This window comes from Prauserella marina (assembly GCF_002240355.1).
In the GTDB taxonomy this organism is placed as follows: domain Bacteria; phylum Actinomycetota; class Actinomycetes; order Mycobacteriales; family Pseudonocardiaceae; genus Prauserella_A; species Prauserella_A marina.
Genome location: NZ_CP016353.1, coordinates 1,783,117 through 1,796,309, shown reverse-complemented (window position 1 = coordinate 1,796,309; position 13,193 = coordinate 1,783,117). Strand labels below are relative to the sequence as shown.

The following is a 13,193-nucleotide window of genomic DNA, read 5'->3' as shown; positions in this document are numbered from 1 at the left end:
GGATGGGGCGGACGAGCCGAGGGGGCGACGCCACGATGGGCACCGCCCCCTCGGGTCCTAACTCCCGTTGGACGCCAACCGTAGCGGCGCCACCCCTTCGATGTGTTCGATCACGGCCCGCGCGTCGCGCACGAGGGTGCTCGCGACGCCCTGATCGCTGATCTCGCCCGCCGCGTCGGCGAACTTCCTGAGCTCCTTCACCGCCTTGACGTCGTTGCCGTTCGCCTCCGCCTTGCGAATCTTGGCGACCTGCGAGGACAACGAAACGTAGTCGGGCAGCGAGAGCCGGTTGCTCGCCCTGAACCGGTCGACGAGCTGACCGATGTCCCGCAACGACGTCGTGGACGCGAACGCCACCGTCTGCTCGGCGGTGTTGCCCGCGTTGTCGGTCGCGGTGACGTTCAGCGAGTGCAACCCGAGCGGCAGCTGGTGCAGCGGCACCACCGTGCCCGAGGCGACCGGTTCACCGTCGAGCGATGCTGACTGTCGCGCGATCCCCGAGGTCGCGTCACCTGCCAGCCACGACACGACGAGGTCGCTCGCGTCGCCGTACACCCTGCCCTCGGCGACACCGGCCACCATCACCGTCGGCTTCGTGCCGTCGATGCTGACGGTGGCTGCCTTGTCGGCCTCCACGTTGCCCGCGACGTCGACCGCCCGGTAGAGCAGGCTGTGCTCACCGTCGCCGCTGATCACCACCGGCTCCGAGTAGGTCGTCCACTCGCCGTCCCCAAGCCGCCATTCGATCCGCTCGACACCGGAGCCCTCGTCGGTGGCCTCCAGCGTCACCGGGACCTCGCCCTGGTGCCAGCCACCGGTTCCCGGCTCGCTGAACGAAGCCTCGGTGACCGGCGGCGTCACATCCAGTTCCTTGATCTGGATGTTCCTGAACGACACGTCGTCACCATCGCCGTGGTTCTGGATACCGACGAAACCGTTGGTGAGGTCCCTCGCGGGGTCGGTGCTGACGAAGTCGTTGATCAGCACGTCGTTGAGGTAGACCTTGATGGTCTGGCCCTGTACCACGATCTCGTAGGCGTTCCACTCTCCCGGCGGGTTGAGCGCGGCGTCCCTCGCCTCGATGTCGGCCGACTGGAAGGTGTAGATCGAGCCGGTCGTGCGGTCGTCGGCGTCGGTGGCGTCGATCTGGATCTCGTAGCCCTCGTTCACCGCGACCCACGGATCGTCACCGGGATCGGGGAACCCGACGAACACACCGGAGTTGTCGTCTCCGGCCATCTTCCAGTCCAGCTTGAGACTGTAGGCGGAGAACTCCTGCTCGAACCAGTACAGCCCCATCCCCCCGGTAGAGCGGATGGTGCAGTCGTCCTGGAACTCGAAGGAGCCAGGGCCCGCCTGGTTCCAGCTCGCCATGCTGTCCTCGGTGCCGTCGAAGAGCATGGAGTAGCCCTCCTGCGGCTGCCCTGGCTCGCACGACGGTGGCGTCCCCGGCTCGGCGACCCCGCTGCCCGCGAAGTTCACCGCGTCCACATCGAACAGACCACCGACACCGGTTCCCTTGAACACCAGGTACAACGGCTGCGTGCCGCCGGGATCGGTCACCGCAACCGGATCGAGGTCGACATAGTCGTCGAAGCTTCCGGTGTTGGCGACGTCGACCGTGTGCAGTACCGGACCGTCGGGAGCGCCGGAACGCAACTCGATCTGGCCTCCCGCGCCACCGGAGGACACCCGGTAGCCGACGGCCTCGATTCCGCTGAGGTTGGCCGGATCGAACTCGATCCAGTCACCGTCGTCGATGTAGCCGACGCGCTTGCCTCCGCTCGCGCCGTCCCCTTCGACCACCTGAACTCCATTGTGGTCGCTGAAGAACTCGGCCTGCTTCAGCTTGGGTTGCAGGATGTTCTGGTCCGAGCCGGTCAGCGCGGGAACACCCTCGGCACCGTTGTCGGTGTAGCTGGCGTCGATGATGCCGAAGATGTCGGCGTCGAGACCGTGTCCCTCGTCGGCGGGAGTGCTGATGACTCCCTCACAGCCGGTCGCCCTCGACAGCGGGTGACCGTGGTTGTCGTGACCGAGGATGTACTCGACCGTCACCTTGGAACAGTCGATCTCACCGTCTTCCGGATCGGTTACGGTGACCTTGAAGGGCACCGAGTCACCGAAACCGAAGAAGCCGCCGTTGACCGGAGTTTCCAGTGTCACGGCCGGTTCGGTGTTGCCGACGGTGATCGTCACGCTCGCCGCGCCGGTGAGCCCGGTTTCGTCTGTCACGGCGAGCCTGGCCTGATACTGGCCGTTCTCACCGTAGGTGTGGGTCACGGGCCCCGCTTCGGTGGAGTCGGTCGTCCCGTCACCGTCGAAGTCCCACTCGTAGCTCAGCTCGTCCCCGTCGGGATCGGTGGTACCCGAGGGATCGAAGGTGACCTCAAGCGGACCGGGCCCCGACGTCGTGTCGGCGCTGAGCTGCACCTGCGGAGTCCGGTTACCCTTGGTGTAGTCGATGCGGTAGACGGCCGAGTCGGCCGCGCCTCCGAAGTACCCGCTGCCGTAGTCCAGCACGTAGAGCGAACCGTCCGGACCGAACTCGATGTTCATCGGCCTGGTCAGGGTCATCGAGTCGAAGAACGGCGCGATGTCGCCCCGTTCGCCGTCAGGACCGACGGTGATCTCCTTGATCCAGCCGCGATCCCACTCGTAGGCGAAGTTCTTGCCGTCGTAGTACTCGGGGAACTTCGTCAGCGAGTCGAGTTCGGGATCGAACCGGTAGACGGGGCCGCCCATGGGCGACTCGCCACCGGTTCCGAACTCGGGCACCGAACCGCCGTCGTAGGGAATCCACGCCGGTTGCGCGGGCGGAAGGTCGACGAGCCCGGTGTTGTGCGGGCTCTCGTTCTTCGGTGCCGCGCAGTCGAACAACTCGCCCGAGGCGCCGGTCGCGAAGTCGTAGTCGTTGTACGCCACGTTGTCGCCGACACAGTACGGCCAGCCGAAGTTGCCCGGCTCCTTGATCAGGTTGAACTCGACCATGCCGCCAGGCCCCCTGTTCGGGTTGGCCGAGCCGGCATCCGGACCGTAGTCACCGAGGTAGATCCAGCCGGTCTCCTTGTCGACGGCGAACCGGAACGGGTTCCGGAAGCCCATCGCGTAGATCTCCGGCCTCGTCTTGTCCGTTCCCTCCGCGAAGAGGTTTCCCTCGGGGATCGTGTAACCGCCGTCCTCGCCGACCTTGATGCGCAACAACTTTCCGCGCAGGTCGTTGGTGTTGGCGGAACTGCGCTGCCCGTCGAAGACCGGGTTGCGGTCGGCTCGCTCGTCGATGGGCGTGTACCCGTCGGAGGCGAAGGGGTTCGTGTCGTCCCCTGTGGACAGCAACAGGTTTCCTTCGGCGTCGAAGTCGATCTCGCCACCGGCGTGGCAGCAGATCCCCCTCTCCGCGTCGACCCGCATGATCTGCTGTTCACTGTCGAGGTCGAGCGTGCCCTCTTCGGTCAGCTGGTACCTGGAGAGCTGGTTGTATCCCTTGAACGGCGCGAAATCCGCCTCGGTTCCGTTCTCCGGCGCGTCTCCCTGCGGGGTGTCGAGCGGGGGCGCGTAGTAGAGGTAGACCCACCTGTTGTCTTCGAAGCCGGGGTCGACCGCGATTCCCTGCAACCCGTCCTCGTCGTGGTTGTACACCGGGATCGTCGCGGCGACCGTCGTCGTCGCCTCGGGAGTCGTCAGGAACACCCTTCCGTCGCGGGAGGTGTGCAGCACCCTGCGGTCCGGCAGTACGGCGATCGCGATCGGCTCCCCGGTGACCTGCTCGCCCTTGGCGAGGGTGATCTGGTCGAAGTCGTCATCGGAAGGCACGCCGCCGTTGTCGTCGGGCGGCTGGCAATCTCCGTCGGCCAGTCCGGCCGCGTACCGGATCCCGCCGGAAAGGTGTTGCAGGAACTCGGTTTCGGCGAAGGATTCGACGGTGTGCCCGCCACCGGTGTACCAGGCCCTGCCACCGCTGTTCTCGTGACACCAGGCGATCGGATGGTCGCCCATCGCGCCGTTTCCGGGGTCGTAGCTCGCTTCGTCGAGAGACGCGAGCACGTGCACGTCCTGGCGCGGGTTGTCGCGGTAGTTGTACCACTCGTCGGTGCGGGTCCACTCCTGCGGAAGCCCCTGCGTCGAGGGATGCTCGCCGTCCTCGACGGCGACGGTCGCCTCTTGGATGTGCGGGTGAGAATCGAAATAGGCACCCACGAGATCGCCGTACCACGGCCATTCGTATTCGGTGTCCGAAGCCGCGTGCACCCCGGCGTAGCCGCCACCCCCGGCGACATAGCGTTCGAAAGCGCCTTGCTGCTCGTCATCGAGCACGTCCCCAGTCGTGGACAACCACACCACCGCGTCGAAGCGGGCGAGGTTGTCGTCGGTGAACGCCGTCGCGTCTTCGGTTGCCTCGACGGTGAATCCGCCTTCGGCCCCCAGTTGCGTAATCGCCTCGATACCCGCTGGTATCGAATCATGCCGGAAACCCGCGGTCTTGGAGAACACCAAGACGGCGGCTTCTTCTTGCTCTGGTTGGGTTTCCGGTGCTTGCTTCTGCTGCGCGGCGGCGCTGACACCGGCACCACCGAAACCGGTGCACAGTGCCAACGCCGCCGCGCCTAAACGCCATCGATATCGAGGAGAGCTTTTCCGTGGTGTGGTACTACTGCTTCGTCGCACTGGTACCTTTCTCCTTGTTCGACCGGTGGGGAATTAGGTCGTGCTGTCCACCTGCTCCCAGCGCGTACCCTCGGCAGCGCTGCGCTCGACCGCCGCCAGCACGCGCTGCACGCGCAGTCCGTCGGCGAAACTCGGTTGTGGTGCGGTTTTCGTGCCGATCGCCGTCAGCAGATCGGCGATCTCGTGGGTGAAGGTGTGCTCATAACCCAGCAGATGTCCAGGCGGCCACCACGCCTTGAGGTAGGGGTGGTCGGCCTCGGTGACGACGATGCGCCGGAATCCCGCCGTGGCACCGGGTTCTTCCGCGTCGTAGAACCACAGGTCGTTCATGGCCTCGAAATCGAAGGAAAGGCTTCCTCGCGATCCGTTGATCTCGATGCGCATGGCGTTCTTCCTGCCCAGCGCGTAACGGGTGGCTTCGAAGGTCGCCACCGCGCCGGAGGCGAACCGGCCGGTGAACACTGCGCAGTCGTCGACGGTCACCGGCTCCTCGGTACCGCCGGGGCCCGGCCGCCTCGGCACGAAGGTGTGCGTGAAGCCCGCGACACCGGTGAGCACGTCACCGGTGACGAACTGGGTAGCGTCGACGATGTGCGCGCCGATGTCGCCGAGCGCGCCCGAACCCGCCTGTTCCTTGCGAAGCCGCCAGGTCATCGGAGCGTCCTCGTCGGCGAGCCAGTCCTGGAGGTACACCGCGCGCACGTGCCGCACCTCGCCGATCCTGCCCTCCTCGACGAGTTTCCTCGCCAGTGCCAGCGCGGGCACCCTCCGGTAGTTGAAGGCGACCATGGAGTAGACGCCGTTCGCCCGCGCGCGCTCTGCCGCCTCCGTCATGCGCTCGGCCTCGGCGACCGTGTTGGCGAGCGGTTTCTCGCACAGCACATGCTTTCCCGCGTTCAGCGCGGCGATGGCGATCTCGGCATGGGTGTCGCCGGGCGTGCAGATGTCGACGAGGTCGACGTCGTCGCGCTCGATCAGTGCCCGCCAGTCGGTCTCCACCGACGACCAGCCGAACCGGCCCGCCGCCTCCTTCACCCGCTGCGCGTCACGGCCGCCGAGTGCCACCATGCGCGGGGTGAGCGGGAGATCGAAGAAACGGTGCACGTTACGCCACGCCTGCGAGTGCACGGCTCCCATGAACGCGTGCCCGACCATGGCAACGCCCAGCCCGGAAGGCGGCTGGACCTGATGTTCGTTCGAAGTGCCTTCCGTCACGAGTCGAACCCGACGTCCATATAGGAATCCACATTCTCCTTCGTCACCACGGCCGAGTAGGTCGTGACCTCGGCCGGGATTTCGTGTTCCGCGAGATCGGCGAGTCCCTTGTCCTGGCCGAGCAGCCTGGCCATCGCGATGGCGGAGGAGGCCATCGAAGGGCTGTAGAGCACGGTCGCCTTCACCGGGCCGGAGTCCTCTTTGATCAGTGTCATCATGTTGCGCGAACCGGCACCGCCGACCATGAAGAAATCGCTGCGGCCGGAACTCTCGATCGCCGCGACGACCCCGACGCCCTGGTCGTCGTCGTGGTTCCACAGCGCGTGCAGGTTTTGCGCGCCCTGCAACAGGTTCGAGGTCTGCCGCTCTCCCGATTCCGGGGTGAACTCCGCGGCGACCCTCGGGCCCACGCTGAAGCCTTGTTGTTCCAGCGCGTCCTTGAATCCCTGACTGCGTTCCTGGGTCAACGGCAGCGAGTCGATCCCGGCGACCTCACCGATGACGGGATTGTTCACGTTCTGCCGTTTCAGCTCGGTGGCGATGTAGTTGCCCGCGTTGACGCCCATACGGTAGTTGTCACCGCCGATCCAGGTCCGGTAGGCCAGCGGCGTGTCGAAAACGCGGTCGACGTTGACCACGGGAATACCGGCGTCCATGGCCTGCCTGCCGGCCGACGTCAGTGCCTTGCCGTCGAACGGCAGGATCACCAGCACGTCGACACCGGCGTTGATGAGCTGTTCCACCTGCGCGATCTGCTGGTTGACGTCGTTGGTTCCCTCCGTCGCGTTCAGCGTGACGTCGGAGAACTGCTCCGCCGAAGCCCTGGCGTTGATGGTCATGGCCGCCATCCAGCCGTGGTCGGCCGCCGGTGCCGAGAAGCCGATGGTCACCGGCTGCCCCGGTTCCGAGTTGGCGCCCTGCCCGTTGCCTGCCTGCTGCGGCGTGTTCTGTGCTTCCGGTTCGTTGGACGTACAGCCGACGAGCACGGCACCCGCGCCGAGCCCTGCCGCGCCGAAGAGGAATCCACGTCGGGCTAAATTGGTTCTCGTCATGACTGGCTCCCGGTCGGTTGGGTGTCGGGTTCGGACGGTGCTCTCGGCTTTCCCTTGCGCTGCCGCGCCGTGTGCTGCAACAGCACGGCACCTACGATGATCGCGCCCTTGGCGATGTTCTGGATGTCGGTGTCGAGGTTGTTCTGGGTGAAGATGCTGTTCAAAACGGTGAAGATCAGCACGCCGATGAGCGTGCCGATGAGGCTGCCCCTTCCCCCTGACAGCAGGGTTCCTCCGATGACGACGGCCGCGATCGCGTCGAGTTCGTAGAAGAGACCGTTCGTCGAGGCGCCCGACGTGGTGCGCGCGACGACCATCGTGGCCGCGATGCCGCAGCACAGGCCGCTGATGCCGTACACGAGCGCGGTGTGCAGCTTGACGTTGATGCCGGAAAGCCGCGCGGCCTCGCTGTTGCCGCCGATCGCGTAGGTCCGCCTGCCGAACGTGGTGCGGTTGAGCACGATCCAGCCCACGACGAACACCATTGCCAGCATGATCACCAGCACCGGGATACCGAGGAACGAGGCGCGGAAGAAGCTCGTGAACCCGCTCTCGGTCACCACCTGGGTGCGCCTGCCGCTCAGCCGTTCCGCGAGTCCCTTGGCAGAGGCCATCATCGCCAGCGTCATGATGAAGGGCACGACCTTGCCGTAGGAGACGAGCACGCCGTTGACGAGCCCGCAGCCGAGCCCGACGAGCAGCGCGCACAGCACCATGACGACCGGGCCGTAGGACTGGGTCGCGAGTGTCGTCATCCACACGCTGGAAAGCGCGACCATGGAGCCGACGGAAAGGTCGATACCGCCCGCGATGATGACGAAGGTCATGCCGACGCTGACGACGCCGATGGCGGCGGCCAGCCGCAACATCGTGGAGATGTTCTCCTGCGTCAAAAACGTGTCGGGCTGGGTGATGAAACCGATGAGGCACAGCAAAAGCAGCACCCCGCCGAGGCCGAGCAAGCGCACGTCGACGGGGAACGAACGGCGCTTCCCTCCCTCCTCGGCCGGGCTCACCGGCGACCGGTCGAGAGCCTTGGTCACGCCGCACTTCCTTCCATAACCATGTCGAGTACGCCTGCCTCGCTCAGCTCGCTCGCGCGGCGGTCGGCCAGTACCTTGCCGTCCCTGAGCACGAGCACGCGGTCGGAGAGACCGAGCACCTCGGGAATTTCGCTTGATACGAGCACGATGGCGACACCGCTTTCGGCCAGTTCGTGAATCAGCCGGTACAGTTCCGCCCTCGCGCCGACGTCGACGCCACGCGTCGGTTCGTCGAGCAACAGCACCTTGCAGCCGTGCACGAGCCAGCGGGCGACGACGGCTTTCTGCTGGTTGCCACCGGAGAGCGTGCGCACGATGCGCCGGGGGTCGGCAGGACGAAGGTCAAGTCGCTCCAAAGTGGATCGTGAGTCGCGGACCTCCCTTCCCCGCTGCGAGAAACCCGCGGTGCTGTACTCGCCGAGACTGGCCAGCGTCACGTTGTGAGTCACGGACATGTCAAGCAACAGGCCCTGGCTCTTGCGTTCCTCGGGGGCGAGCCCGACCCCTGCCTTGACGGCGGAGGACACGCTTCCCGCACGTAGCGTCTTTCCGCCGACCGTCACCGTTCCCGCGTCGGCCTTGCGCGCGCCGAACACCGTTTCCAGTACCTCGCTGCGGCCTGCCCCGACGAGCCCGGCGAGCCCGACGATCTCCCCCGCCCTCACCGAGAAGGTGACGTCGGAGAACTCGTCGCGCCTGCCGAGCCCTTGCACGTCGAGCACGACGTCGCCGAACTCGACCTTGGCCTCGCCCGCCTCGCGGAACGCGGTCTGCACCTTGCGGCCGGCCATGAGGTCGACGAGATCGGAGGTGGGACTGCCTGCCGCGTCGAGGTTCGCCGCGACGGTGCGGCCGTCCTTGATGACGGTGACGCGGTGCCCGATGCGGCGGATCTCTTCGAGCCGGTGGGAGATGTAGACGACGGCGACACCCTCGTCGGTCAGTTCGCCGATGATGCGGAACAGGTTGTCGACCTCGTCGCTCGCGAGCGCGGCCGTCGGTTCGTCGGCGACGATGAGCTTCGCGTCGTGGGCCAGCGCTCTCGCCATCGAGACGAGCTGCTGGCCCGCCGCCGAGAGCTTGCCGACCTCGGTGTCGGCGGAGATCTCCGCGTGGCCGAGCCGGTCGAGCAGGGCGGCGGCGCGGGCGCGCGTCGCCGCGGGCCTGGTGAAGCCGAACCGGGAGTGCTCGTGACCGAGGAAGATGTTCTCCGCGACCGAAAGGGTCGGGATCAGGTCGAGTTCCTGGTACATGGTGGCGATACCGCGTTTGAGCGCGGCGACGGGCGAGCTGAGCGACACGGACCGGCCCTGCCACACGATGTCGCCCGCGTCGGGCTGGTGCGCACCGGCCAAAGTCTTGATCAGCGTCGATTTCCCCGCGCCGTTCTGCCCGAGCAGGCAGTGCACCTCCCCGGCGCGCACGTCGAGGTCGACGCCGTCGAGCGCGCGAACGCCGGGGAAGAGCTTGACGATTCCCCGCATCGCGAGCAGGGGTCCGCCAGCCTCGTCAGCGCTCGCCGCATGCAGACTTATATCCACATCAGCCCCACTTCATCCTGTGACATGCAAAAGTAGAGTGACGCATGACACCCGTCAAGATGAAGTTTCCCGCGAGTAAAAAATTACGCTACGTAGTAGCAAGGCCCTGAGCGGCGCAAATGGAGTAGTAGCGCCCGTCGTTCAGTCTGTCACCACTCGCGAATCACCGGCCCCCGAGGTCGCTGGCGTGCTTCTTTAAGCTTTCGCTTACGTAAGGAATGACTTACGCTCTGGGCGTGGACGTCATGGACGCACTCGGCGACCCGACCCGGCGGCGCATCGTGGAAGTGCTGTCGGCGGGCAGCCTCAACTCCGGTGCGATCGCGGCACATTTCCCGATCAGCAGGCCCGCTGTTTCACAGCATCTGAGGGTGCTCGCCGAATCCGGGATCGTGACCGTGCACAGAGAGGGAACCCGGCAGATCTACACGCTCGACCCCGCCTCGCTCGACAAGGCCGGCAACTGGCTCGAAGCGCAGCGCCGCCGCTGGAGCGGCAGCCTGGACGCGCTGGAGAAGGCACTTGATTCGGAGGAAGAATGAGTACCACCGCCCACCATTTCGGCACGCTCGGTATCAGTGAGACCGGCGCGTTCCGCATCCATTTCGAGCGCGTCCTTCGCCATCCGGTAGGCAAGGTGTGGCTCGCGCTGACCGACGAGGACAAGCGCCAGACCTGGCTGCCTGGCTGCGTACTCGAACCCGAGGTCGGCACGCGAGTGCGCTACGACTTCGGCGAGGAAGGCGCCGCCGAAGGGGTGGTGACCAAGGTCGAGGTCCCCGGCGAACGGGGGCTGCTCGAACACACCTGGCTGTGGGAGGGCGTTCCGGCCTCTACGGTGCACTGGACCGTCGAACCGCACGAAGCGGGTACCTTGCTGTCGCTGACGCACAGCGAGGTCGAGCGCGCCCCTTCGGCCGATTTCGCGGTCGGCTGGCACTTCATCCTCGACACGCTCGGCAGGTTCGCCGACGGCGCCCCTTTCGACGACGTGTGGGACGACTACGAGACGGTGGCGGCGGAGTATCAGCGGCAAGCCGCCTGAACGTCCCGGCACCTGGTGACACTGGACCGTTTGGCGCCCGTCAACCCGGTTCCACGTTTTTCACCCGCCTTTGTGTGAGCGAGGGAGCTTTGCTGCCGTCTGGCGATAGCAAAGCTCCCTCGCTCATGTCCGGTTCGGGGCCGAACGGGCAGCTCGCGCCGCCGAGCCGGTCAACCCACGTTTCTCACGGGGTACAGGTTTCCGGGGGCGGCTCCGTCGATGTGGGGTCCTCGGACTGTCCCTCCGACGGCTCGGCAGGTGGCTCGGCAGGCTCGGTCGACGGGTCCTCCGGCGAAGGCTCCTCCGGCTCGCAGCCCGGCGGCGGATCCGTCGGCGGTGTCGTCGGCTCCTCCGGCTGCGTCGTCGGAGGTGGCGTGGTGGGCGGCGGGGTCGTCGGCGGCGGAGTCGTCGGCGTGCCCGGATCGCCGCTGGGTGGCGGTGTCGTCGTGGGCGGTGGCCCCGACGTTGGCGGCTGACCCGGCGACACCTTCGGCGGCTTCGGCGCGGGGGTGCCCTTCTTGCCGCCAGGTCCGCCAGCCGCGCCCGACGGCGCGTCGAATCCCGGTACCGTGACCCCGGAAGCGAGAACAGGGCCGCTCATTCCCTCCGTTGGCACGGCTCCCCGCGAATACAGCGCCGCCCACGACAGCACGGTGCGCACGTAACTGTCCGAATGGTTGTAACGGAACACCGCCCTCGCGCGCTGAGCCGGATCGCTCAGGTCTCCGCCGCCCGCGCACAGGTACTTACCGGCGGCCACCGTGGCATCGAAGACGTTGTGCGGATCGGCGACCCCGTCGCCGTTGCCGTCGGCGGCATAGGCCCGCCAGGTCGAGGGAATGAACTGCATCGGGCCGACGGCCCTGTCCCACGCGGCGTCACCGTCGAGCGCGCCACCGTCGGTGTCACCGATCGCGGCAAACGCCCCCGCTCCGTTGAGCTGTGGTCCGAGAATGGGCGACAGAGTTTTCCCTGCCGCGTCGATCCTGCCGCCGTTCGCGTGCCCCGACTCGACCTTGCCGACCCCGGCGAGCAGACTCCAGTCGATGCGGCAGCCAGGGGAAAGCCAGGCCAGCGTCCGCTCCGCCTTGTAATAGGCGGCCAGCACCGCGGCGGGGATACCGGCGGAATTCCCTCGCGGGTACGACGTGCCGCCGCCCGCGCTGAGCCCGTCGATCGGAACTCCGGCCGGGATTCCCTGCCGTGCCAACGACAACGGGTCACCTGCCTCGGCAAGTACCTCCGGGCTCAGGGTGAACTGTTCAGGCAGGGCCCCGGTGGCGCCGAGCGGACCACCGCCGTCTTCGGCCACCAGCATCGGCACCGACACGGCACCGCCTCCGACGAATGGGACCAGAGCCAGCGAAGCCGCCGCCAGCGCGGCGACGCTTCTCGTTCTCGCGTTGGCGCGCCGCGCGCCGGTCTTCCGTTGTGAACGCCGCATCGCATTCCCCTAGTTCTCGTCGCCGGCAGGGGCTTTTCGACCGGGTGGCACGCGATCGCTTCGCTTCCACCATGGCGGCCCGCCGCACGCAAAGACCAGCATTACCCATGAGTAGGCTTTACCGCTACGGCCATTCCGCGCATTGGCCGTGCCCTCGTGCGGCGCAACGACACTCACTTCCGTACAGAAGTCGCTGCCGGGTTTTGTCGGGCAACCGCAACGCGCCCGCACCGGCCACTGTGGAACTCCCGCGGGCGACGTCATTGACAGGCAAGTTGTCACTTGCCTAATATCGGCGAAGTGGGAGACGTTTTCAAAGCACTGGCCGACCCCACCCGCCGGAAGATCCTCGACGAACTGAAGGAACGGGACGGGCAGACGCTGTTCGAGATGTGCGGACGGCTGGCGTCCAAGTATCAGCTCGGTTCAAGCAGGCAGGCGATCTCGCAGCACTTCGATGTACTTGAGGCGGCGGGGCTCGTCGAATCACGGCGACAAGGGCGATACAAGTTCCACCACCTCAACACGGCGCCGCTCGAATCGATCGCGCGGCGTTGGCTCACCGAACCGGAGCAGCACCCATGAGAATCAACCTGAGCAGCGTGTACGTCGACGACCAGGACAAAGCGCTGAGGTTCTACACCGGCGTCCTCGGTTTCGTGAAGAAGACCGAGATCCCGCTCGGCGAGGCGCGGTGGCTCACCGTGGTGTCACCAGAGGATCCGGAGGGCACCGAGTTGTTGCTGGAGCCCGACGGTCACCCCGCCACGAAGCCGTTCAAGGAGGCGCTGGTCGCCGACGGCGTGCCATTGACGAGTTTCGCCGTCGACGACGTGGAGAAGGAGCACGAGCGGCTGCGCGAACTGGGGGTCATTTTCACCCAGGCGCCGCTCACCATGGGTGGCGTGACGACAGCGGTGTTCGACGACACCTGCGGCAACCTGATCCAAATCGCCAGTCAGTAGCCTGCGACGACGAGCCGGAGCTGCCGCGGGTGGGAGCCGCCACGGGTGGGAGCCGACGCGTGGGAAGCCGACGCGTGCCGCGAGTCCCCCGGCCGTGCGGCCGAGATCCGCACCCAGGCCGTCGAGATCCGCACCCGGGTCGGCGAGATCCGCGTTCGAGGCGCTGATATCCGCGTTCGGGGCGCCGGTTCCGCACCCAGGTCGCTGAGTTCTGCGCTCAGGC

General features: G+C 66.7%; 10 protein-coding genes. 4 read left to right on the top strand and 6 right to left on the bottom strand.

Annotated elements, in window-relative coordinates:
• Positions 1-57 precede the first annotated feature (57 nt).
• The 5 genes from BAY61_RS08250 to BAY61_RS08230 are packed head-to-tail and all read right to left on the bottom strand — an operon-like array spanning position 58 to position 9,459.
• The gene (locus BAY61_RS08250; protein WP_091800644.1) at positions 58-4,665 is read right to left on the bottom strand and encodes a ThuA domain-containing protein; all 4,608 of its coding nucleotides are present in this window, start codon (positions 4,663-4,665) and stop codon (positions 58-60) included.
• Positions 4,666-4,698: 33 nt separating this feature from the next.
• Positions 4,699-5,820: a Gfo/Idh/MocA family protein gene (locus BAY61_RS08245; protein WP_091800938.1), complete on the bottom strand. Its 1,122-nt coding sequence runs from the start codon at positions 5,818-5,820 to the stop codon at positions 4,699-4,701.
• Positions 5,821-5,876: 56 nt separating this feature from the next.
• Positions 5,877-6,932, bottom strand: coding sequence for a substrate-binding domain-containing protein (locus BAY61_RS08240; protein WP_091800642.1), 1,056 nt, complete (start codon positions 6,930-6,932; stop codon positions 5,877-5,879).
• On the bottom strand, positions 6,929-7,975 hold the full coding sequence (locus BAY61_RS08235; RefSeq protein WP_091800639.1) for an ABC transporter permease: 1,047 nt from the start codon (positions 7,973-7,975) through the stop codon (positions 6,929-6,931). Before BAY61_RS08235 ends, BAY61_RS08240 begins: the two co-directional genes overlap by 4 nt.
• Positions 7,972-9,459: a sugar ABC transporter ATP-binding protein gene (locus tag BAY61_RS08230; RefSeq protein ID WP_091800637.1), complete on the bottom strand. Its 1,488-nt coding sequence runs from the start codon at positions 9,457-9,459 to the stop codon at positions 7,972-7,974. Before BAY61_RS08230 ends, BAY61_RS08235 begins: the two co-directional genes overlap by 4 nt.
• 302 nt (positions 9,460-9,761) lie before the next feature.
• On the opposite strand from BAY61_RS08230, the gene BAY61_RS08225 reads away from it, so the two are divergent.
• Entirely contained in the window at positions 9,762-10,058 is a 297-nt protein-coding gene (locus BAY61_RS08225) for an ArsR/SmtB family transcription factor (RefSeq protein ID WP_338061456.1), read from the top strand.
• Positions 10,055-10,561, top strand: coding sequence for an SRPBCC domain-containing protein (locus BAY61_RS08220; RefSeq protein ID WP_091800632.1), 507 nt, complete (start codon positions 10,055-10,057; stop codon positions 10,559-10,561). The genes BAY61_RS08225 and BAY61_RS08220 overlap by 4 nt, the downstream gene beginning before the upstream one ends.
• Positions 10,562-10,745: 184 nt before the next feature.
• Here the strand turns inward: BAY61_RS08220 and BAY61_RS08215 are convergent, their stop codons facing one another.
• Positions 10,746-12,005, bottom strand: coding sequence for a lytic transglycosylase domain-containing protein (locus BAY61_RS08215; RefSeq protein ID WP_091800630.1), 1,260 nt, complete (start codon positions 12,003-12,005; stop codon positions 10,746-10,748).
• Between the two features lie 300 nt (positions 12,006-12,305).
• Here BAY61_RS08215 and BAY61_RS08210 point away from each other — a divergent pair, with 300 nt between their 5' ends.
• Together BAY61_RS08210 and BAY61_RS08205 are read left to right on the top strand one after the other, a co-directional pair.
• A complete protein-coding gene (locus tag BAY61_RS08210; RefSeq protein ID WP_091800628.1) occupies positions 12,306-12,590 on the top strand; it encodes an ArsR/SmtB family transcription factor in 285 nt (94 codons plus the stop codon).
• Complete coding sequence (locus BAY61_RS08205; RefSeq protein ID WP_091800625.1) at positions 12,587-12,970, top strand: VOC family protein; 384 nt, start codon at positions 12,587-12,589, stop codon at positions 12,968-12,970. Before BAY61_RS08210 ends, BAY61_RS08205 begins: the two co-directional genes overlap by 4 nt.
• Positions 12,971-13,193 lie beyond the last annotated feature (223 nt).

What these genes read in the sequence shown, in the direction of transcription:
- BAY61_RS08240 (WP_091800642.1), bottom strand. Translation starts at nt 6,932, where the DNA reads ATGACGAGAACCAATTTAGCCCGACGTGGATTCCTCTTCGGCGCGGCA.
- BAY61_RS08220 (WP_091800632.1), top strand. Translation starts at nt 10,055, where the DNA reads ATGAGTACCACCGCCCACCATTTCGGCACGCTCGGTATCAGTGAGACC.
- BAY61_RS08215 (WP_091800630.1), bottom strand. Translation starts at nt 12,005, where the DNA reads ATGCGGCGTTCACAACGGAAGACCGGCGCGCGGCGCGCCAACGCGAGA.
- BAY61_RS08225 (WP_338061456.1), top strand. Translation starts at nt 9,762, where the DNA reads ATGGACGCACTCGGCGACCCGACCCGGCGGCGCATCGTGGAAGTGCTG.
- BAY61_RS08245 (WP_091800938.1), bottom strand. Translation starts at nt 5,820, where the DNA reads ATGGTCGGGCACGCGTTCATGGGAGCCGTGCACTCGCAGGCGTGGCGT.
- BAY61_RS08230 (WP_091800637.1), bottom strand. Translation starts at nt 9,459, where the DNA reads ATGCGGGGAATCGTCAAGCTCTTCCCCGGCGTTCGCGCGCTCGACGGC.
- BAY61_RS08205 (WP_091800625.1), top strand. Translation starts at nt 12,587, where the DNA reads ATGAGAATCAACCTGAGCAGCGTGTACGTCGACGACCAGGACAAAGCG.